Source organism: Pseudomonas sp. RL_105y_Pfl2_101, from assembly GCF_963970585.1.
In the GTDB taxonomy this organism is placed as follows: domain Bacteria; phylum Pseudomonadota; class Gammaproteobacteria; order Pseudomonadales; family Pseudomonadaceae; genus Aquipseudomonas.
In genome coordinates, this window is record NZ_CAXAPG010000012.1 from 88,929 (window position 1) to 108,008 (window position 19,080).

Annotated in this window: 21 protein-coding genes; 12 read left to right on the plus strand and 9 right to left on the minus strand. The window is 60.8% G+C overall.

From position 1 onward, the window contains the following. The first annotated feature begins 176 nt into the window (after nucleotides 1-176). The gene (locus AACY31_RS15525; RefSeq protein WP_339480565.1) at nucleotides 177-1,376 is read left to right on the plus strand and encodes an MFS transporter; all 1,200 of its coding nucleotides are present in this window, start codon (nucleotides 177-179) and stop codon (nucleotides 1,374-1,376) included. A gap of 63 nt (nucleotides 1,377-1,439) precedes the next feature. Here AACY31_RS15525 and AACY31_RS15530 read toward each other — a convergent pair whose 3' ends face one another. The 4 genes from AACY31_RS15530 to AACY31_RS15545 form a co-directional block, all read right to left on the minus strand. Further along, nucleotides 1,440-1,631, minus strand: a complete 192-nt coding sequence (locus AACY31_RS15530) for a PLDc N-terminal domain-containing protein (RefSeq protein WP_339480563.1) — start codon at nucleotides 1,629-1,631, stop codon at nucleotides 1,440-1,442. Between the two features lie 71 nt (nucleotides 1,632-1,702). Next, a complete protein-coding gene (locus AACY31_RS15535; protein ID WP_339480561.1) occupies nucleotides 1,703-2,233 on the minus strand; it encodes a hypothetical protein in 531 nt (176 codons plus the stop codon). 187 nt (nucleotides 2,234-2,420) lie between these two features. After that, complete coding sequence (locus AACY31_RS15540) at nucleotides 2,421-2,942, minus strand: ankyrin repeat domain-containing protein (RefSeq protein ID WP_339504728.1); 522 nt, start codon at nucleotides 2,940-2,942, stop codon at nucleotides 2,421-2,423. A gap of 94 nt (nucleotides 2,943-3,036) precedes the next feature. Further along, the gene (locus tag AACY31_RS15545) at nucleotides 3,037-4,875 is read right to left on the minus strand and encodes a long-chain-acyl-CoA synthetase (protein ID WP_339480556.1); all 1,839 of its coding nucleotides are present in this window, start codon (nucleotides 4,873-4,875) and stop codon (nucleotides 3,037-3,039) included. 355 nt (nucleotides 4,876-5,230) lie between these two features. Here AACY31_RS15545 and AACY31_RS15550 point away from each other — a divergent pair, with 355 nt between their 5' ends. Beyond that, nucleotides 5,231-5,509: a DUF3509 domain-containing protein gene (locus AACY31_RS15550; protein WP_339480554.1), complete on the plus strand. Its 279-nt coding sequence runs from the start codon at nucleotides 5,231-5,233 to the stop codon at nucleotides 5,507-5,509. A gap of 160 nt (nucleotides 5,510-5,669) precedes the next feature. Here AACY31_RS15550 and AACY31_RS15555 read toward each other — a convergent pair whose 3' ends face one another. From AACY31_RS15555 to aroC, 3 genes are read right to left on the minus strand one after another with little or no spacing between them, the layout of a single operon-like run. Next, nucleotides 5,670-6,203 (minus strand): acireductone dioxygenase, encoded by a 534-nt coding sequence (locus tag AACY31_RS15555; RefSeq protein WP_339480551.1) that lies wholly within the window; start codon nucleotides 6,201-6,203, stop codon nucleotides 5,670-5,672. 34 nt (nucleotides 6,204-6,237) lie between these two features. Continuing rightward, nucleotides 6,238-7,383, minus strand: coding sequence for an MFS transporter (locus tag AACY31_RS15560; RefSeq protein WP_339480549.1), 1,146 nt, complete (start codon nucleotides 7,381-7,383; stop codon nucleotides 6,238-6,240). Nucleotides 7,384-7,417: 34 nt separating this feature from the next. Beyond that, nucleotides 7,418-8,509 carry a chorismate synthase gene (gene aroC / locus AACY31_RS15565; protein WP_003204486.1) on the minus strand — a complete coding sequence of 364 codons (1,092 nt, stop codon included), beginning with the start codon at nucleotides 8,507-8,509 and terminating at the stop codon, nucleotides 7,418-7,420. Nucleotides 8,510-8,652: 143 nt separating this feature from the next. On the opposite strand from aroC, the gene AACY31_RS15570 reads away from it, so the two are divergent. After that, complete coding sequence (locus AACY31_RS15570; RefSeq protein ID WP_339480752.1) at nucleotides 8,653-9,618, plus strand: alpha/beta hydrolase; 966 nt, start codon at nucleotides 8,653-8,655, stop codon at nucleotides 9,616-9,618. Between the two features lie 152 nt (nucleotides 9,619-9,770). Continuing rightward, nucleotides 9,771-10,559: a hypothetical protein gene (locus AACY31_RS15575; protein WP_339480546.1), complete on the plus strand. Its 789-nt coding sequence runs from the start codon at nucleotides 9,771-9,773 to the stop codon at nucleotides 10,557-10,559. Between the two features lie 220 nt (nucleotides 10,560-10,779). Here the strand turns inward: AACY31_RS15575 and prmB are convergent, their stop codons facing one another. Then, a complete protein-coding gene (gene prmB, locus AACY31_RS15580; protein WP_339480545.1) occupies nucleotides 10,780-11,688 on the minus strand; it encodes a 50S ribosomal protein L3 N(5)-glutamine methyltransferase in 909 nt (302 codons plus the stop codon). Nucleotides 11,689-11,942: 254 nt separating this feature from the next. Here prmB and AACY31_RS15585 point away from each other — a divergent pair, with 254 nt between their 5' ends. The 5 genes from AACY31_RS15585 to AACY31_RS15605 all read left to right on the plus strand — a co-directional run bounded on the left by AACY31_RS15585 (nucleotide 11,943) and on the right by AACY31_RS15605 (nucleotide 14,706). Beyond that, nucleotides 11,943-12,533: a cysteine hydrolase family protein gene (locus tag AACY31_RS15585; RefSeq protein WP_339480543.1), complete on the plus strand. Its 591-nt coding sequence runs from the start codon at nucleotides 11,943-11,945 to the stop codon at nucleotides 12,531-12,533. Between the two features lie 121 nt (nucleotides 12,534-12,654). After that, a complete protein-coding gene (locus AACY31_RS15590) occupies nucleotides 12,655-12,975 on the plus strand; it encodes a hypothetical protein (protein WP_339480542.1) in 321 nt (106 codons plus the stop codon). A 74-nt stretch (nucleotides 12,976-13,049) separates the two neighbouring features. Beyond that, a complete protein-coding gene (locus AACY31_RS15595) occupies nucleotides 13,050-13,607 on the plus strand; it encodes a Smr/MutS family protein (RefSeq protein ID WP_003204497.1) in 558 nt (185 codons plus the stop codon). A 77-nt stretch (nucleotides 13,608-13,684) separates the two neighbouring features. Continuing rightward, entirely contained in the window at nucleotides 13,685-14,230 is a 546-nt protein-coding gene (folE, locus tag AACY31_RS15600; RefSeq protein WP_003204506.1) for a GTP cyclohydrolase I FolE, read from the plus strand. 104 nt (nucleotides 14,231-14,334) lie between these two features. Further along, complete coding sequence (locus AACY31_RS15605; RefSeq protein WP_204127775.1) at nucleotides 14,335-14,706, plus strand: glutathione S-transferase N-terminal domain-containing protein; 372 nt, start codon at nucleotides 14,335-14,337, stop codon at nucleotides 14,704-14,706. Between the two features lie 144 nt (nucleotides 14,707-14,850). On the opposite strand, the gene AACY31_RS15610 is transcribed toward AACY31_RS15605, so the two are convergent. Next, nucleotides 14,851-16,017 (minus strand): aminotransferase-like domain-containing protein, encoded by a 1,167-nt coding sequence (locus AACY31_RS15610; RefSeq protein ID WP_339491755.1) that lies wholly within the window; start codon nucleotides 16,015-16,017, stop codon nucleotides 14,851-14,853. 81 nt (nucleotides 16,018-16,098) lie between these two features. Here AACY31_RS15610 and AACY31_RS15615 point away from each other — a divergent pair, with 81 nt between their 5' ends. The 3 genes from AACY31_RS15615 to AACY31_RS15625 all read left to right on the plus strand — a co-directional run bounded on the left by AACY31_RS15615 (nucleotide 16,099) and on the right by AACY31_RS15625 (nucleotide 18,910). After that, on the plus strand, nucleotides 16,099-16,536 hold the full coding sequence (locus AACY31_RS15615) for a MarR family winged helix-turn-helix transcriptional regulator (RefSeq protein WP_339504730.1): 438 nt from the start codon (nucleotides 16,099-16,101) through the stop codon (nucleotides 16,534-16,536). A 335-nt stretch (nucleotides 16,537-16,871) separates the two neighbouring features. Beyond that, the gene (locus tag AACY31_RS15620; protein WP_445261545.1) at nucleotides 16,872-18,221 is read left to right on the plus strand and encodes an NCS2 family permease; all 1,350 of its coding nucleotides are present in this window, start codon (nucleotides 16,872-16,874) and stop codon (nucleotides 18,219-18,221) included. 62 nt (nucleotides 18,222-18,283) lie between these two features. Next, complete coding sequence (locus AACY31_RS15625) at nucleotides 18,284-18,910, plus strand: LysE family translocator (RefSeq protein WP_339480537.1); 627 nt, start codon at nucleotides 18,284-18,286, stop codon at nucleotides 18,908-18,910. Nucleotides 18,911-19,080 lie beyond the last annotated feature (170 nt).

Below are 19,080 nucleotides of genomic sequence, written 5' to 3' on the forward strand. Positions count from 1 at the left end.
TCCACTTGCGACTCAACTGTCAGGGGCAAGATCGCAGCCTCGTTGCACTCGGCAGCTCCTACAGGACTGCCTATCATCAACAACAGGTATGACTGATATCAGCCACAAAGCCCTATTCCAGCCCACCGCAAGTCTTTAGCCTCACGCCATCCTTTCAATTGATCGACGAGATTGCCATGAGTGCTCATTCCCCCACGCCCGGCAGCACCTTGACCCGCGGCATGGTCCTGCTCTTCGCCTTCTGCTGCGGCGCCATCGTCGCCAACATCTACTACGCCCAACCCATCATCGAACTGATCGCTCCTGACGTCGGCCTGAGCAGCACCATGGCCAGCCTGATCGTCTCGCTGACCCAGATCGGTTATGCCCTTGGCCTGTTTTTCCTGGTGCCACTGGGGGATTTGCTGGAGAACCGTCGACTGATGATCATCACCACCGTGGTGGCGATCGCCAGTTTGTTAGGGGCAGCGTTCACCGATCAACCGAACGTATTCCTGCTGGTTTCGCTGTTGGTGGGGTTCAGCTCGGTGTCGGTGCAAGTGCTGATTCCGCTGGCCGCACACCTGGCGCCGGAGGAGTCCCGGGGGCGGGTCGTGGGAGGGATCATGGGCGGCCTGCTGCTGGGGATCCTGCTGGCGCGGCCAGTCTCCAGCGTCGTGGCCGATCACTTCGGCTGGCGGGCCATGTTTATCATCGCCGCTGCGCTGATGGCCGCCATCAGCATCGTCCTGGCCCTGACCGTGCCCAAGCGCCAGCCCGACCATAGCGCCTCTTATGGCCAACTGCTGGGCTCGCTCGGCACCCTGCTGCGCCAACAACCGCTGTTGCGGCAACGGGCGTTCTACCAGGCTTGCTTGTTCGCCACGTTCAGCCTGTTCTGGACCGCCGTGCCGTTGGAACTGTCACGCAACCATGGCCTGTCCCAGACTGAAATCGCCTTGTTCGCCCTGGTCGGTGCCATTGGCGCCATCGCCGCGCCCATTGCCGGTCGCCTGGCGGATGCCGGCCATACCCGCAACGCCTCGCTGCTGGCGATGCTGTTCGCCAGCCTGAGTTTCCTGCCGGCGTTCATCCATCCGCTCTACAGCGTGATCGGCCTGGCGGTGACCGGCGTGGCCCTGGATTTCTGTGTGCAGATGAACATGGTCCTGGGCCAGCGCACCATCTATGCCCTCGATGCCAAGAGTCGCAGCCGACTGAATGCGCTGTACATGACCAGCATCTTCGTCGGTGGTGCCTTCGGCTCATCGATTGCCAGTGCGCTGTACGAACATGGCGCCTGGTTGTGGGTGGTGATCGTCGGCAGTGCCTTTCCACTGCTGGCCTTGCTGCGTTTTTTAAGCACCTCGCGCAAGCCATCCCTGGCAACGGCCTAAAGCCCCATGCCCCCCAAAAAGCCCGGTCGCCTTCAGCCACCGGGCTTTTTGTGGACAGCGTTGTCAGATCTGCACGTTGCCACGCGGCCCGGCAATCGCCCAAATGATCAGGCCCAGTACCGGCAACAGCAGGATCAGCAGCACCCAGAGGATTTTCATCCCGATTTGCGCGCCACTCTTGAGTACGTTGATGATCGCCCAGATATCGAGCGCCAGGATGATCAGGCCGACCAGACCATTGAAGGTGGAACCCATAGTGTCGCTCCCAAATGGTGATGTGCACACTTAGGATAGCGGGCCCTCGATAAGGGTTCCGTTTTATTGCGTCAGACGTGGACCGCGACCTTGAGGGCCTCCAGGGATGGCGCGGCGGCGATGCCGACTTCGGCACACAGCTCCAGCACCCGTGGCACATCGTTGCCGTAGACCAGCACCATTTGCAATTCATCGTCGAGCAATTGGCTGAAGTTCATCAGCACGTAGCCGCCGTTTTCCTTGTTCAGGCTGCTCATCTGGATCTGGATGCGGTTGAGCGCGGTCAGGGCTTCGGTTTTCGCCAGTTGCTTGGGCTTGAGGTTGAACGCCACGCCGGGGCCGAACGAGGCGACGATCTGTTCGAACAGGTCAACGTAGGTGTCGGCCTGGAACAGCACGGTATCCGGCAGACTGCCCACCACTACCCACTCACCCAACGGGATCGGGAAGGTGTCGTCGTAGTTGATATCGGGGTTGGCCGCCAGGAAAGCCGTCGGATCGGCGTAGGCCTGGGCCGCTTCGTCAGCGATTTTCGCAATCTCCGCCTCGCCGAGGCAGCCGGAGCTGATTTTACCGATGAGTTCGATGAGGGCGGCTTTCATGGGGGTGAATCCTGTGGCGAAGGGTGTTTGGAGGACGGGCAGGATAGCGCATCACATCAGCCTGTAGGAGCTGCCGAGCGAAGCGAGGCTGCGATCTTTCACCTGACAGTTGAATCTCAAGCGAAAGATCAAGATCAAGATCAAGATCAAGATCAAAAGATCGCAGCCTCGCTTCGCTCGGCAGCTCCTACAGGGCCAACAACTTTTCCAACTGCGCCGTGGTGTCCACCGCGCCCATGGTCCGGGCAGCATCGAGGGCCGAGACGTCGTTCGCATCCTTGGCTTTCGGATCAGCGCCTTTGCCGATCAGGTAGTCGACAATTTCCACCCGGTTGAACATCGCCGCCATCATCAGCGCGGTACGGCCATCGAAGGAGGCACCTTCCACTTGCGCACCGCCCTCCACCAGCGCCGAAACCACCGCCAGATCGCCCTTGAACGCCGCGCCGGCAATCGGGCTCTGGCCGTTGTCGTTGCGGATTTCCGGATCGGCCTTGTGCTCCAGCAACACTTTCACCGTTTCCACATGCCCGTGGTAAGCGGCCAGCATCAACAAGGTGTCACCCTTGTGATTACGCAAGTTGGGCGGCAGGCCCTTGCTCAGCAACGCGGCCATCATGGCCGCATCACCCTGGCGTGCGACATTGAACACCTGCTCGGCAAACTCAGCAGCCTCTTGCGGGGTCATCTGGCGGCTTGTATCGGACATGGGTAACTCCACTCGGGTCTTCGCAAAGCGGCTAGTTTCCCGAGGGACCCGGGCGCTGTCATCCCTTTTTTCGCTGTGTCCGTCATAGCCAGAATCAATAACGCAATTGTCCGCCCTGAATCCGAACTGCCAACTGCCGATCCACCCGCACGTATGTATCGGTGCCCGGCAGCCAGGCGTAGACCGGCTCATCCCCGGTGATGCATGGGTCGAACGCTTCGGCCTTGAGGCGGGCCTTCTGATACTTGAAGGTGCCGGTGGTGTCCATTTTCACCTTGATGCGCAAGAACAGCGGCACGGCATAGGCGGGCAACTTGCATTGCAAAAACTGCAACAACTCGCTGAAGTCCAGGGTCGCCAGGGATTCGGACGGCGTGATTGCCGCCATGCCCGCACGGCCATTGGTGCCATTGATCTCCACGCCGTAGGCCACCGCCTCGGCCACCTGCGGATGTTGCAGCAGCACATTTTCGACTTCCGTGGTGGAGACGTTCTCACCTTTCCAGCGATAGGTGTCGCCGAGGCGATCAACGAACTGCCCATGCCCGAAACCAATGTTGCGCAACAGGTCTCCGGTATTGAAGTAACGGTCGCCCGACGCAAAGACATCCCGGCAAATGGTTTTTTCGGTCAAGGCCTGATCGGTGTAGCCATCCAGTGGCGCCTTCTCGTCGATCCGCGCCAGCAGCAGGCCCGGTTGGCCCCTGGGCACTTTTTGCATGCGACCTTGCAGGTTGCGCAACGGCAAGCCGCTGGCCTGGTCGTACTGCACCAGCTCCCAGCCCATCAAGGAAAACCCGATGGTGTTGTCGAAATTCAGGATGTTGGTAAAACCGATATTGCCGTCGCTGGCGGCATACAGCTCACAGATATGGTCGATGCCAAACCGGGTCTTGAAAGTCGACCAGGCCCCGGGGCGCAGACCGTTGCCGATCATTTTCTTCACACCGTGGTGGCGGTCATCGGCAGCGACAGGCTGGTCGATCAGGTAGCGGCACAACTCACCGACATAACCCAGCGTGGTCGCCCGGTAACGGCGCACGTCGCTCCAGAACTGGCTGGCGCTGAACTTGCGCCGAATCGCAAACCCCGATGCGCCACAGATCGCCGCGCCCCAGCACACGCACAGGCCCGTGGCGTGATACAGCGGCAAGGTGCAATAGACGACATCGTCAGGCTGCATGTCCAAGGCGATCAAGCCGAAGCTGGTGGACGTGCGCATCCAGCGACCATGGCGGAACACCCCGGCCTTGGGCAGCCCGGTGGTACCCGAGGTGTAGAGATAAAAACACGGGTCGTTGCAGAACACCTGCTGGCTGCACGCCGGGTTATCGCTTGGATAATCCTCGCTGCCAGCCATCAGGTCGATGAAACCGGACGGGGCATCGGACGTGATATCGGCACTGTCCTGATCCGCCAGCCACCAGGTCCTGCTGCTCGACAGCGTGGTTCGCTCTCGTATGTCGTTGAAGGCCGCGACCCGTTCATCCCCCACCACCACCGCGACTGGGTTGACCAGGGCCAGGCTGTGCACCAGCGCGTCGCCGGTTTGTGAGGTGTTGAGCATGGCACTGACCGCGCCAACCTTGGCCATCGCCAGTACGCTGATCAACAGCTGTGGCCGGTTCTCGATGAATATCGCCACGCAATCGCCCTTGCCGATGCCCTGGGCCAGCAGGTAATGGGCGATGCGATTGGCCTGCGCGTTGACCTGTGCATAACTCAACACCGTATCGCCGCACAGCAGCGCCGGGCCTTGAGGATTGCGTTGCGTGGCCTGCTCGAAACACCAACCCAGGCCGCAAGGCTGGGTCGGGTCCTGGACGTTGGCCTGTTTCATGCCTTTGACAATCCGGGGGATAGCTTTGGCAATGGCTGGCAGCTTGCGCAGCATCATGCCCCAGGTAATCACGTCGCTGGGTGTACGACTCATGGTGAAATTCCCCGTTCGACCTCGTGGGTCTCGGTTCTTGTTATCGGGCAGGAGTTGATTTGGCTCGAAAGTACGCCGGCGATTGCGGCACTGTACACGCGGTTTTTGCAATGTTTTGTATCCACTGCCTGAGACAGGCGAAGCGTGAGCGCCGGAAAACGATTTGGTTCCAAAAATCATTGCCCGACCACGCAAAATGCAGGATGCGCGATGGCTATTCATGCAAAATGCACGAAATCAAAAATACAGAAAAAAGATAACTCGCTGTTTTTAAGGGTTTTTGTATAAAAGAAGATGCTGGCACAGACAGTGCAACGTCCCCTCCACGGTTTGCCATACCATGGAGCAGTCAACGATGAACATGATTCAAGAGAAGTTTGCGTCCCTGTTTTCCAACTACGAAGTGACCACTCAGCCCCGCCCGGATGGCGGCATTCTGCTGACCTTGCGTAATAGTGACGGCAAGCTGTTCAAACGTACGATTTCCTATACACAGTTGCATGCGGGGGATCAGTTGTCCTGGGCGATCAGCGCGATTCGTCGCGACCTGGCTGAACAGGCTAGCGAGTTGCCACAGATCACCTTGTTGCAGAGCCAGCATCGGTTTGCTTTACCGACTTACCATAGCGCGTGAGCCTGCTGGTCAACTCGGCTTGCTGTTCACTTGGAAACGGCGCTTTTTTCAGAGATGGGAAGCGCCGTTTTTTGCGCCTTGGGAAAGCCCGCTTTGGTGTGTAGATCCATTTCTTCGAGGGTGTGGGGGTGTCCTGGATTTTGTGTAAACGGCGTTGCTGTTAATCCTCCAAACGCAGAAACCGCCGAGCAATATCATCCCCAGTGAGCTCAGCAACCAACCCCTGCAAATCACCAGACAAACGAATCGTAACGAAATGCGGCCGCTCCCCCCTGTCAAACCAATGCGGCGTACCAGCAGGCACCGTTATCAAGTCATTCCTTTCACACAGCACCGCGTAGACATAATCGCCAAGGTGCAGGTTAAACAAACCACGACCGGTAACGAAAAATCGCACTTCATCCTGGCTATGGCGATACTCATCGAGCTCCCCAGCCTGTTCCGGATGATCACTGCTGACACTGACAACATCGACCCCAACATAACCCCGTTCAGTCATCAACCCATCGATCTGAGCCTGGTAAGCCGCAATGATCTCTTCCTCACTGGCACCCGGCTGGATTTTCACCGCCGCTTCCCAACGGGCAAAGTGAATACCTTGCTCAGCCAAGGTCGCGGCAATGTCCTCAAAGTGAGTCAACACCTTGTTCGGAATGTCAGGGCTCGAGACGTGATAGACGGACAGGCTGCTCATGACAATGGCTCCAGCAAATTAACGGTTCGAAGGCTCATGGCCGGTCCTCTTGCATACGTGTGGCAATGATAACGGCTGCCGCGAAGGCGGCGAGGCTGGCGACGCTGAATGTCCAACTGGCACCCAAGGCGTTCCAGCTGTAGCCGGAATACAACGCCCCCAAGGCTCCGCCCGTGCCGGCCAGCGCCGCGTACAGCGCCTGCCCCTGGCCTTGCTGGCGAGGCCCAAAGCTGCGTTGCACGAAATGGATGGCGGCGGCGTGAAAGCTGCCGAAGGTCGCCGCGTGCAGCACTTGGGCGAACAACAATACCCAGAGAAACTCGGCCAGCGAGCCCAACAACAGCCAGCGCAACGCCGCCAGCAGGAAGCTCGCCAGCAGCACCCGGCGCACGGAAAACCGCGCCAGGATCCGGCTCATCAACAGAAAAACCAACACTTCCGCCACGACGCCGAGGGCCCAGAGCAGGCCGATCAGCCCGCGGCTGTAGCCCAGGTGTTCGAGGTGCAGCGTCAGGAAGGTGTAATACGGGCCGTGACTCACCTGCATCAGGCCCACACACGTATAGAATGCCAGCACGCCAGGGTTGCGCAGTTGCCGCACAAACCCGTCCCCCGCCACTCGCGACCCCTGCAATGGCTGGGCGTTGGGCACCCAGAAGCTGGCGAGGACGATGCCGGCCATGATCAGCACCAGCGCCACCGGGTAGATGTCCAGGCTCAGCCATTCGAACAAGCGCCCGAGCATGACCACGGTGATGATGAACCCGATGGAACCCCACAGGCGGATCTGGCTGTAGCGCGAGGCCTGCCCACCCAAATGGGCCAGGGTAATGACTTCGAACTGCGGCAACACCGCATGCCAGAAAAACGCATGCAGCGCCATGACCATCGCCAGCCAGGCGTAGCTTTTATCGATGAAGATCAGCGAGAACGCCAGCAGCGTGCAGACTGCACCAAAACGCACGATCGCCAGGCGCCGACCGGTGTAATCCCCCAGCCAGCCCCAGATGTTCGGCGCCACGCAGCGCATCAGCATCGGGATTGCCACCAACTCGCCGATGCGCGCCGCGTTGAACCCCAGGTGGTCGAAATACAGCGCCAGGAACGGCGCCGTCGAACCGAGCAGGGCGAAATAGAACAGATAGAAGCTGGAGAGCCGCCAGTACGGCAGTGCCGCCACGGTCGTCAGGCCACGGCGGCTGGCAGGCCGCCCATCAAAGCTGCCCCAGCACCGGGGTGCTGACGCGTACGTCGGCGTTCTGGCCGCGATGACGCAGCAGGTGATCCATCAGCACGATGGCCATCATCGCCTCGGCGATGGGCGTGGCACGGATACCGACGCACGGGTCATGACGGCCTTTGGTGATGACGTCCACCGGGTTGCCATGGATGTCGATGGAGCGGCCCGGCGTGGTGATGCTGGACGTCGGCTTCAAGGCCAGGTGCGCCACGATCGGCTGGCCCGAGGAAATGCCGCCGAGGATGCCGCCGGCATTGTTGCTCAGGAAACCTTGCGGGGTCAGTTCGTCACGGTGCTCGGTGCCGCGCTGGGCGACACAGGCGAAACCGGCACCGATCTCCACGCCCTTCACCGCGTTGATGCTCATCAGCGCGTGGGCCAGCTCGGCGTCGAGGCGGTCGAAGATCGGCTCGCCGAGGCCCGGCATCACACCTTCAGCCACCACGGTGATCTTCGCGCCGACCGAGTCCTGGTCCCGGCGCAGTTGGTCCATGTAGGCCTCAAGTTCCGGCACCTTGTCTGGATCGGGACAGAAGAAGGCGTTCTGCTCCACCGAGTCCCAGGTCTTGAACGGGATTTCGATGGGGCCCAACTGGCTCATGTAGCCACGAATGACGATGCCCTGGCTGGCCAGGTACTTCTTGGCAATCGCCCCGGCCGCCACGCGCATGGCGGTTTCCCGGGCCGAACTGCGACCGCCGCCACGGTAGTCGCGCTCACCGTATTTGTGGTGGTAGGTGTAGTCGGCGTGGGCCGGGCGGAACAGGTCCTTGATGGCCGAGTAGTCCTTGGACTTCTGGTCGGTGTTGCGGATCAGCAGGCCGATGGCGCAGCCGGTGGTGCGCCCTTCGAACACGCCGGACAGGATTTCGACTTCATCGGCTTCCTGGCGCTGGGTCGTGTGGCGGCTGGTGCCTGGCTTGCGCCGGTCCAGGTCACGCTGCAGGTCGTCCAGGGAAATCTCCAGGCCCGGCGGGCAGCCGTCGACAATGGCGACCAACGCCGGGCCATGGCTTTCGCCCGCGGTGGTGACAGTGAACAGCTTGCCGTAGGTATTGCCGGACATGCAGGGTGCTCCGTGAAAAACGCTGAGAGACTCAACCGTGGATTCGTAATGCGCGCCAGTATACGCAGGCTCCCCGCGTAGTTCATCCTCGAACCTTATCGGCGGCCACCAGTCCAACCGGCACCTTCGTAACTAATGGCGTGATGATGTTAAAGCTGCTTGCCTTAAGCCTTACCTTGTTCACCGGCTTGTTTTGCGGCCTGGCCCAGGCCACGGTGCTGCAACGCCCGATCAGCCTCGACACAGGCAGTGGTGAGCTGTTCGGCTCGTTGTTGCTGCCCAGGTCCGACACGCCGGTGCCGGTTGTCCTGATCATTTCCGGGTCTGGTCCTACGGATCGCGACGGCAACAACCCAGAGGGCGGGCGCAACGACAGCCTCAAGCGCCTGGCTTGGGTACTGGCCAAACACAACATCGCCAGCGTGCGCTATGACAAACGCGGCGTAGCGGCCAGCCTTGCGGCGACGCCGGACGAACGCAACCTGAGCGTCGAGGCCTATGTGGCCGATGCCGTGGCCTGGAGCCACAAGCTCGCCAACGATCCACGCCTGGGCCCGTTGATCCTGCTGGGCCACAGTGAAGGCGCGTTGATCGCCAGCCTCGCCGCGCCCCAGGCCCATGCAGCGGCGGTGATTTCGCTGTCCGGCAGCGCCCGGCCGATCGACCAGGTGCTGCGCCAACAACTGAGCAACCGCCTGCCAGCGCCGCTGATGTTGCGCAGCAACGAGTTACTCGACAGCCTCAAGGCCGGTCGACTCGACGGCAACGTGCCGGCACAACTGCAGGTCATTTTCCGCCCCAGCGTGCAGCCTTATCTGATCTCATTGTTCCGCCAGCACCCGGCCCAGGCCTTTGCGGCATTGAAGATGCCGGCCTTGATCATCCAGGGCAGCCATGACATCCAGGTCAGCGTCGATGACGCCAGGCAGTTGAAAGCCGCCAAGCCCGACGCCGAACTGGCGCTGATCGTGGGCATGAACCACGTGATGCGCATCGTGCCCAACAACATGAAACGGCAACTGGCCTCCTACAAGGATCCCAACCTGCCCCTGGCGGCCGAGCTTGGTTCGCGAATTCTGCGCTTTATTGACTCGCTAGCTGCCCGTTGAGCGGTTTTAGTAGCCACTTAGCGTCCTGTTTCACAAACAGTATGTGTAATACAGGACACGCGCCCTCCAGTCCTGGCAAAAACGGCCGATAGCCCGATGTCGGGCAGCGCTATGGCTGCCGACCCGCCGGCCTGGACAGGATTTTTGCCGTTATGACTGAAACTGAAACTTCCCCCAACACCGCTGCCGAAGCCCCCGCCTCGTCTGCGGTGGAACTGCCTTGGGCCGACGTGCATACCGAGCATCACAAGATGCTCCGGCTGGCGCCGCTCAAGACCGACCGCGCCACCGGTGCGCGGCCATTGCGGTTTGTCGAGTTCAGCTATGCCGAGCGCCACAGCAAGGAACGCAGCTTGCTGCGCATGAGCATCCAGTTGCCGAACCAGCGCGTGCGCAAGGAACAGAATCACCTGGACGTCTGGGCCGACCACGTCGAGAAACGCTTGTTCTTTTCTCCGGACAACCTGCAAGTCGAGCCGTCTAACCGTGGCATCGGCCGTTTCCTGGCGGCCCAGGGCCTTACCTGGGCCAAGAAACGCTGGTCGGCCTACCAGGTGAACGGCACGGACCTGGATAACAAGGACGCCCTGAACGAAGACACTCGCCAGCGCCGTGACCGCTTTCTCAAGGCTCAAGGTTTCGAGGTGGTCTATGTCGACGCCCAGCACCTTAAGGGCAGCGTCAAGCCAACCCACGTTGGCGATCTGCTCGGGGACTGGAACACCGAGAAGTTGCAGTTCGTGGAAATCCTTGAAGCGGCGCAGATGCTGCAACAGGCCGAGCAGAACCTGGCGGAACAGGAAGTCAAACTCAAGCAGCACGAAGAAAAGGTCACCAAGTTCAAGCGCGAAGACGCCGGCCTGCGCTTCACGATCACCTGCCTGGTGGCCTTCGCCATGTTCCAGGCGGGGTTGCTGATCTGGATTGCGACACGGCATTGAGCCCGACAGCGCCTGAATAACCCTGCGGGAACGAACTTGCTCGCGATAGCGCTGTAGGAGCTGGCGAAGCCTGCGATCTCTTGATCTTGATCTTTCGCTTGAGGCTCAAGTGTTTGGGGAAAGATCGCAGCCTCGTTTCACTCGACAGCTCCTACACATTTCCTACAGGCCCAGCGGGGATAAATCCTCTCGCCACGAAAGCAATCCGCGATCAATAGGATCAAACCCGCGAAGCAAATAACCCCTGATGCTGGCGGCATTGTTCGGCGCTGAGCATGAACACGCCATGGCCGCCGCGTTCGAAGTCGAGCCAGGCGAAATCGACTTCCGGGTACAACGCCTCGACGTGCACCTGGCTGTTGCCCACCTCGACAATCAACAACCCCTTCTCGGTCAGATGATCAGCCGCCTCGGCCAGCATCCGGCGAACCAGGTTCAAGCCGTCATCGCCACAAGCCAGGCCCAGCTCCGGCTCGTGCTGGTATTCCTGCGGCATGTCGGCGAAATCTTCCGCATCGACGTAGGGCGGGTTCGACACGATCAAGTCGAAACGTTGCCCCGGCAGGCCTTCGAAGCCATCGCCCTGGACCGTGAACACGCGCTCATCGACGCCATGGCGTTCGATGTTCTGGTTAGCCACTTCCAGCGCTTCGAACGACAGGTCGGCCAGCACCACCTCAGCCTCCGGGAACTCATAGGCACAGGTAATGCCGATGCAACCGGAACCGGTGCACAGATCAAGAATCCGTGCGGGTTCCTGGCCCAACCAAGGCTCGAAACGCTTTTCGATCAGTTCGCCGATGGGCGAGCGCGGAATGAGCACACGCTCGTCGACGATGAACGACATCCCGCAGAACCAGGCCTCCCCCAACAAATAGGCGGTTGGCACCCGCTCTGTGATACGCCGACGCAGCAGGCGCTGCACATGGACCAGTTCTTCGTCTTCAAGACGGCAGTCCAGGTAGCTGTCGGCAATTTCCCATGGCAGGTGCAATGCGCCCAACACCAGTTGCCGGGCTTCGTCCCACGCATTGTCGGTGCCATGGCCGAAAAACAGATCCTCCCCATGGAAACGGCTGACGGCCCAACGGATATGGTCGCGCAGGGTACGGAGACGGGAAGTGATCACGGCGGCAAACTCCAGAAAAATCGACGGGCGAGTCTACCAGCCAAACGCGGCCCCACCCAAACACGCCCCGATGACGAACGAAAAACCCCGGACCGCTCGTAGGAATTATCCGTTTTTTGACCCGCCTATTGAACAAGATGAGCATCTTGACAAGGCTGTAGACCAGCAACGGCGGCCCTTGCGATGGAAGCGATTCACAGAACCGCTCAGCCAGAGGACAATGTCGCAAAAGCCCCACTCGAAGGAGCCCCAGAATGTCCGTTCCAAAAACGATGTTTCAACTCAGCGGCCGTGGTTATGCAGCGGCCAATCTGAGTCAAGCGACCCTGATCATCATCGATGCCCAGAAAGAATACCTCGCAGGTCCCCTGGCCCTGAGCGGCATGGATGCAGCCGTCGCGAACATCAAGCAAGTGCTCGGCGCGGCCCGTGCAGCCGGTCGACCGATCGTGCATGTGCGCCACCTGGGCACCCATGGCGGGCTGTTCGATCCGCAAGGCGAACGCGGAGAATTCATTCCCGGCCTCGAACCCCAGGGCGATGAGACCGTGATCGAAAAGCTGCTGCCCAGCGCGTTCCACGGCACCGAGTTGAAAAAACGCCTGGAAGACCTCGGCCCCCTGGACCTGATCGTGTGCGGGTTCATGAGCCACTCCAGCGTCAGCACCACCGTGCGCGCCGCCAAGAACCTGGGCTTTCGCTGTACCCTGGTGGAAGACGCCTGCGCCACTCGAGACCTGCCGCACAAGGACGGCGTCCTCAGCGCCGAACACGTTCAGCAGACCGAAATGGCGATCATGGCAGACAACTTCGCCACCCTGGCGTTGACCCGTGACTTCATCTGATTCGCCTTGATGAGCGGCCATTCGCGCCGCTCATCCGCAAAAGCCTCTCATTTGCCATACTGTCAGGAACAACCCGAACATCTTCCGGTCGAAGGGCCGATACCCATTGAGGAAGGTCGGAATGAAGTTATCCGATGGTTTTGACGCACGTCGCTTGCGGCCCAAAGGCCCGAGCAACTGGCGGCTTCGTTTTGGCGCGGCGATCGCCGCGCTACTGGCAACACTCGGTGTACTGCTGGCCATGGCCGGTGCCGCCAGCCTGCTGGGCCGCTCGCCCGCATTGGGCGAGTTGAACGCCAGCCCACTGGGCTCGGCGATCGTCCTGGCAGTCGGTCTTTTCGTGTTGTTGCTGGGCGTCTGGCTCTGGCGCCTCTGCCGCCGTCGCGCCCGCCAATCCCTGGAGCTGGCCATGGCTCCGCACCTGATGAAAAAGCACGACTGACCCGCCATCCGACGTTTTGTCGCGCCTGATCCCGCCAGAGTTGGGTAAACTGGCCGGCCTTCGCGGAGGCTGACATGCAAGACGACGACTTTTCCCTGTTCAAAAGTGCGATCCAGGGCGTAAAACCGATCAAGCACGACCGGGCCGAGACCGGCAAGCCCAAGGCCGATCGTGCGCAAATCGCCAAGCTGCGCCAGGCTGCCACCGTGCGTACCGACGCCACGACCGTGGATGGCTTGTCCGATCAGTTCGTGATCGACGTCGGGCCGGAAGACGAGTTGATGTGGGCGCGCGACGGCGTCCAGGAAAGCCAGATGCGCAAGCTGAAGGTCGGCCAGATCCCCTTTGAGGGCAGCCTCGACCTGCACGGCATGAGCGTCGAAAAGGCCCGGGAAACCCTGTGGGCATTTCTGGCCGAAGCCACCAAGTTCGAAATCCGCTGCGTGCGCGTCACCCATGGCAAAGCCGTGCGCCTGGACGGCAAGCGGCCGATGATCAAGAGCCACGTCAACACCTGGCTGCGCCAGCACCCGCAAGTGCTGGGCTTCACCTCCTGCCAGGCAAAACACGGCGGCGCCGGGGCGGTCTACGTGATGCTCAAGCGCACCATGATGGAAGGCCGCGACGAATAGCCCTCGCTTGCCGAGCTTGCAGCGCCGTGTCCGCCACCGTACCCTTGCCCTTTGCGTAAAATCCCACAGGTAGTTTCATGTCTCTGGAACAGAATTACACCGCGATTCTCGGCCAACTGGGCGAGGACGTTTCCCGCGAGGGCCTGCTCGACACGCCCAAGCGCGCTGCCAAGGCCATGCAGTACCTCTGCCGCGGTTATGAACAGACCCTGGAAGAAGTCACCAACGGTGCCTTGTTCAGCTCCGACAACAGCGAGATGGTGCTGGTCAAGGACATCGAGTTGTACTCGCTGTGCGAACATCACCTGCTGCCTTTCATCGGTAAGGCCCACGTGGCCTACATCCCGAGCGGCAAGGTGCTGGGGTTGTCGAAAGTCGCGCGCATCGTCGACATGTATGCGCGTCGCCTGCAGATCCAGGAAAACCTCAGCCGCCAGATCGCCGATGCGGTCCAGCAAGTGACTGGCGCCCTGGGCGTGGCGGTGGTGATCGAGGCCAAGCACATGTGCATGATGATGCGCGGTGTGGAGAAGCAGAATTCCTCGATGATCACCTCGGTGATGCTCGGCGAGTTCCGGGAAAATGCCGCCACTCGTAGCGAATTCCTCAGCCTCATCAAGTAATCCGTCACCTGAAGAAAACCGGCATTGATCGCCGGTTTTTTTTCGCCGGTGAAAAATCAGGTAAGCTGCGCGCCCTCTTCCTCCCTGCCGCGAGGCTTAATACCGTGATCGTCAAAGCGCTTCGAGTTGGCTTGGGCCAGCTCATTATCTTCATCGACTTCATCACCCGCCCGGGCAAGAAAAAGCGCCCGGCCGAGGCTCAGGCGCAGGTCGAGCAAGCCGCTCGCAGCCTGACGCTGTATCAATTCCACGCCTGCCCGTTCTGCGTGAAAACCCGCCGCACCCTGCGCCGCCTCAATGTGCCGGTGGCGCTGCGCGATGCGAAAAACAATGAGCAGGATCGCCAGACGCTGCTGGAGCAAGGCGGCCGGATCAAAGTGCCGTGCCTGCGTATTGAAGAGAATGGCGAGACCACCTGGATGTATGAGTCCAAGGTGATCATTGATTATCTGGATAAGCGGTTCTCTGCAGCCTGATAGTTTTCTGGTGTGGCGACTGACCTCATCGTGAGCAAGCTTTGCTCCCACAGGGGGCCTTGGTGAACACTGGATTTGTATTCGCCACTGTCCCTGTGGGGGCAAAGCTTGCTCGCGACGGGCCCCGGACAGCCACCGCGAAGATCAAGCCGCCTTCGCAGCCAACGCCTCCCGCACTACCCCCGCCAACCGCTTGAGCCCTTCATCCAGCCGCGCCGGGTCGATGTGGCTGAAGTTCAAGCGCAGGTGCCCGGGGTGCTGGTCCGGCTCAGGAAAGAACGGCTCCCCCGGCATGAACGCAACGTCGGCCGCCAAGGCGGCGGGGAGCAAGGTGCGGGTGTCCAGCGGTTGCCTGAGGGTGAGCCAGAAAAACAACCCGCCCTGGGGCACGTTCCAGTCCGCGATATCAGAGAAATGCGTTTGCAACGCCGCCTGGAACCGATCACGACGGTCCCGATAGAAACCCCTCAACTCACTCAAATGGCTGCGGTACTGCTCGGTGCCGATCCACTGCAGCGCCTGCCACTGACCGATGCGATTGGTGTGCAAATCCGCCGACTGCTTGAGTCGCAACAGGTGCGGGAACAAATCCGGGCTGGCAATCAGGTAGCCCACCCGTAGCCCCGGTAACAGGGTTTTCGACACGGTGCCGGTGTAGATCCAACTGGCTTTCTTCAAGCGACTGACAATCGGCGTGGCGCTGCCACCATCGAACGTCAGCTCGCGGTAGGGTTCGTCCTCGATCAGGGTCACGCCAAACTCGTCCAACAGCGCCGCCACCGCATCGCGCTTGGCTTCGCTGTAGCGCACCGCCGAGGGGTTCTGGAACGTCGGGATCAGGTAGATGAACGCTGGCCGATGCTGCTCCAGCCGGGCTCGCAACTGTTTCAGGTCCGGCCCGTCAGCCGCCAGGGGCACGGTGATGCAGTCGGCGCCGAACAGCTGGAAAATCTGCAACGCGGCCAGATACGTCGGCGCTTCGAGCATCACTTGCGTGCCGACGTCGATGTGCAACTTGGCCGCCAGGTCGAGGGTTTGCTGGGACCCGCTGACCACCAGCACCTGACTCGCCTCACAGGCCACGCCCAGCGTCCGCGCCTGGGCCGCCAGGGCTTCGCGCAGAGCAGGTTCGCCTTCGCTCATGCCGTACTGGCCCATAGACAACGGCATGGCCGCCCATTTCACTTTCGGCAGCATGGCTTCGGCCGGCAGGCCGCCAGCGAACGACATCACTTCAGGGCGCTGTGCCGCCGCGAGAATTTCTCGAATCAAAGAACTTTTGAGGCGCGAGACACGTTCGGAAAAAGCCATGGGGTCACCTGTAGCGGGGCACGGGAGGAATGAGTCAAACTGGTTGACCAAAACTACTCTGCCACCTCTGGATACGTCAATATGCTTGACCTTAAAAATCCGACCTCTCAACAAATGGCCATGGAAGCGTTCTTCTTCGGTTACCAGGCTTTCACCGCCAAGGCCGATGAAATGCTTGAGCGCCGCGGGTTGAGCCGGGTGCACCAGCGCATCGTTTTTTTCATCGCCCGCTACCCGGCATTGAGCGTGAAGGAGTTGCTGGCCCTGCTTGGGGTGAGCAAGCAGGCGTTGAACATGCCGTTGCGGCAGTTGATGGAAATGCACTTGGTGAACAGCGTCGCGTCCGAGACCGACAAACGCAAACGGCTGCTGGAACTGACCGCCGAGGGTGAGCGCTTTGAGCAGGCGTTGAGGCGTGAACAGGTGAAATTGCTGGAGCGGGTGTTTGCCGAAGCCGGGGAGACGGCGGTGGATGGGTGGTTGGCGGTGAATCTGGGGCTGGGGAAATCTGGTGACTGACGGCGTCTGATCCGACGCTATCGCGAGCAGGCTCGCTCCCACAGTGGGCTGTGATGAATGCAAGATTTGTGTTCACCCATGAACCCTGTGGGAGCGAGCCTGCTCGCGATAGCGTCCGCATAGGCGATATATCCCTATCGCCAAACATTTCGTCGACAACACAGAAAACATTATTTGCATTATTTGTATACAAAAGCATAATTCGCTTCGTGCGAGTTCCTGACCAACAGGTCAACATACCCCTCGCCAGCCTTACCTGCCTCAGCGCATCGCAGCCACCCCCAGGGCGAGTGCGGTGCTGGAAATAACAATAAAACTCTTGAGGAGTACTCGCTGTGGAAAGCCGCAAACCCGAAGCCCGGACGCTGGACCTCTCGCCGCCACTACGCAGGGGCTGGCTGGAGCGCCTCTTCAAACTCAGCTTGCATGGCACCACGGTGAAGACCGAGCTGATTGCCGGCCTGACGACCTTCATCACCATGGCCTACATCATCTTCGTCAACCCCAACATCATGGCCGACGCCGGCATTGATCACGGCGCCGCATTCGTCGCCACCTGCATCGCCGCGGCCCTGGGTTGCCTGTTGATGGGCCTGTACGCCAACTGGCCGGTGGGCCTGGCGCCAGGCATGGGCTTGAACGCATTCTTTACCTACACCGTGGTCGGCACCATGGGCTACAACTGGGAAACCGCGTTGGGCGCGGTGTTCGTTTCCGGTGTGCTGTTCATGGTCCTGACCCTGTCACGGGTGCGGGAGTGGCTGCTCAACAGCATTCCGGTGAGTCTGCGGTTCGCCATGGGCGCGGGGGTCGGGTTGTTCCTCGGGCTGATCGGCCTGAAAACCGCCGGGATCATCGTCGACAGCCCCGCCACCCTGATCAAGCTCGGCTCGTTGCGTGAGCCCGGTCCATTGTTGGCCGCGGTGTGCTTCCTGATGATCGCCGTGCTCAGCTATCACCGCGTGTTCGGCGCGATCCTGATCAGCATCATCGCCGTGACCCTGGCCGGCTGGGGCCTGGGATTGGTGCAGTACAACGGCGTCATGTCGACACCACCGAGCCTGGCCCCCACCTGGATGGCGATGGACGTGGCCGGGGTGTTCAACGTCAGCATGATCAGCGTGGTGTTGGCCTTCCTGTTCGTGCACATGTTCGACACTGCCGGCACCCTGATGGGCGTTGCCCAGCGCGCCGGCCTGGTAAAAGCCGATGGCAAGATCGAGAACCTGTCCCGCGCCTTGAAAGCCGACAGCGCCTCCAGCGTCTTCGGCGCCATGGTTGGCGTGCCGCCAGTGACCAGCTACGTGGAAAGTGCCGCTGGCGTGGCCGCCGGTGGCCGCACGGGGCTTACCGCCGTGACTGTCGGTGTGCTATTTATTGCTGCCATGTTCTTCGCACCGCTGGCCGGGATGATCCCGGCCTACGCCACGGCCGGGGCCTTGATCTACGTTGCCATGCTGATGATGGGCGGCATGGCCCACATCGAATGGGACGAGGCGACTGACAGCATCCCGGCCATCGTCACGGCCATCATGATGCCCCTGACGTTCTCGGTCGCCGACGGTATCGCATTGGGTTTCATCACCTATGTGGTGCTCAAGGCCGGCACCGGTAAACGCAAGGAAATCTCCGTCAGCCTGTGGGTGCTCTGCGCGATCTTCATCGCCAAGTTCATCTTCTTGTAAGCAACACCGTATTTACCCGCCTCATCCATTGGGTGAGGCTTTTGTACATCAGGAGCAAAGCAATGAATCTGGAAACCTGGCTGTTGTTCAGTGGTGCCGCCTTGGTGGTGATCCTCATCCCCGGCCCGTTGTCGTTATTGATGATCGGCAACAGCCTGAACTACGGCCTGCGCCGCTCGTATCCGGCGTTCCTGGGTGGAGTGTTTGCCTCGATCTGCCTGCTGAGCGCCTCGGCGCTGGGGCTCGGTGCGTTGTTGATGGCGTCGGAGCAACTGTTCAGTGCCCTGAAGATTGTCGGTGCCCTGTACCTGTTTTATCTGGCCTGGCAGAGCTGGCAGCAATCGCGCCAACCATCCCAGGGTGCCGAAGTACCCCAGGCTGCCGCGATCCCACGCTTTCGCGCGCTGTTCGGCCGGGCGTTCGTGCTGGGCGCCAGCAACCCGAAAGACATTCTGTTCTTTGCCGCTTTCCTGCCGCAGTTCCTGAGCGCCAAGCAAGCGTTCCTGCCCCAACTGTTGATCATGATCGCCACCTGGACCGTGCTCGACCTGCTGTGCAAGCTGGCCTACGGCTTCGGCGCCCACGGTGCGGCGCGGTACCTGCGTACGGGTAACGGCCAGGGCTGGTTCAACCGGGTCAGTGCCGGGTTGTTTGGCGGTGCGGGGGCGGCGTCCTTGTTGAGCCGCTAAGCGCCAAAAACATCGCGAGCAGGCTCGCCCCACAGGTTTTTGTGAACGACAAAAATCCAGTGTGGGAGCGGGCTTGCTCGCGAAGACGCCCTCCCAGACACCCTATTTTCATGGACAAAAAAAAGCCCGCAGTGTGAGCGGGCAAAAAACCAAAGAAGCGCCATGCGCAG

Coding starts and splice junctions, on each gene's coding strand:
- AACY31_RS15595 (WP_003204497.1), top strand. CDS start 13,050: ATGCAAGACGACGACTTTTCCCTGTTCAAAAGTGCGATCCAGGGCGTA.
- aroC (WP_003204486.1), bottom strand. CDS start 8,509: ATGTCCGGCAATACCTACGGCAAGCTGTTCACTGTCACCACCGCGGGC.
- AACY31_RS15555 (WP_339480551.1), bottom strand. CDS start 6,203: ATGAGCAGCCTGTCCGTCTATCACGTCTCGAGCCCTGACATTCCGAAC.
- AACY31_RS15550 (WP_339480554.1), top strand. CDS start 5,231: ATGAACATGATTCAAGAGAAGTTTGCGTCCCTGTTTTCCAACTACGAA.
- AACY31_RS15590 (WP_339480542.1), top strand. CDS start 12,655: ATGAAGTTATCCGATGGTTTTGACGCACGTCGCTTGCGGCCCAAAGGC.
- AACY31_RS15615 (WP_339504730.1), top strand. CDS start 16,099: ATGCTTGACCTTAAAAATCCGACCTCTCAACAAATGGCCATGGAAGCG.
- AACY31_RS15585 (WP_339480543.1), top strand. CDS start 11,943: ATGTCCGTTCCAAAAACGATGTTTCAACTCAGCGGCCGTGGTTATGCA.
- AACY31_RS15545 (WP_339480556.1), bottom strand. CDS start 4,875: ATGAGTCGTACACCCAGCGACGTGATTACCTGGGGCATGATGCTGCGC.
- AACY31_RS15525 (WP_339480565.1), top strand. CDS start 177: ATGAGTGCTCATTCCCCCACGCCCGGCAGCACCTTGACCCGCGGCATG.
- AACY31_RS15610 (WP_339491755.1), bottom strand. CDS start 16,017: ATGGCTTTTTCCGAACGTGTCTCGCGCCTCAAAAGTTCTTTGATTCGA.
- AACY31_RS15625 (WP_339480537.1), top strand. CDS start 18,284: ATGAATCTGGAAACCTGGCTGTTGTTCAGTGGTGCCGCCTTGGTGGTG.
- AACY31_RS15575 (WP_339480546.1), top strand. CDS start 9,771: ATGACTGAAACTGAAACTTCCCCCAACACCGCTGCCGAAGCCCCCGCC.
- AACY31_RS15535 (WP_339480561.1), bottom strand. CDS start 2,233: ATGAAAGCCGCCCTCATCGAACTCATCGGTAAAATCAGCTCCGGCTGC.
- folE (WP_003204506.1), top strand. CDS start 13,685: ATGTCTCTGGAACAGAATTACACCGCGATTCTCGGCCAACTGGGCGAG.
- AACY31_RS15570 (WP_339480752.1), top strand. CDS start 8,653: ATGATGTTAAAGCTGCTTGCCTTAAGCCTTACCTTGTTCACCGGCTTG.
- AACY31_RS15530 (WP_339480563.1), bottom strand. CDS start 1,631: ATGGGTTCCACCTTCAATGGTCTGGTCGGCCTGATCATCCTGGCGCTC.
- AACY31_RS15540 (WP_339504728.1), bottom strand. CDS start 2,942: ATGTCCGATACAAGCCGCCAGATGACCCCGCAAGAGGCTGCTGAGTTT.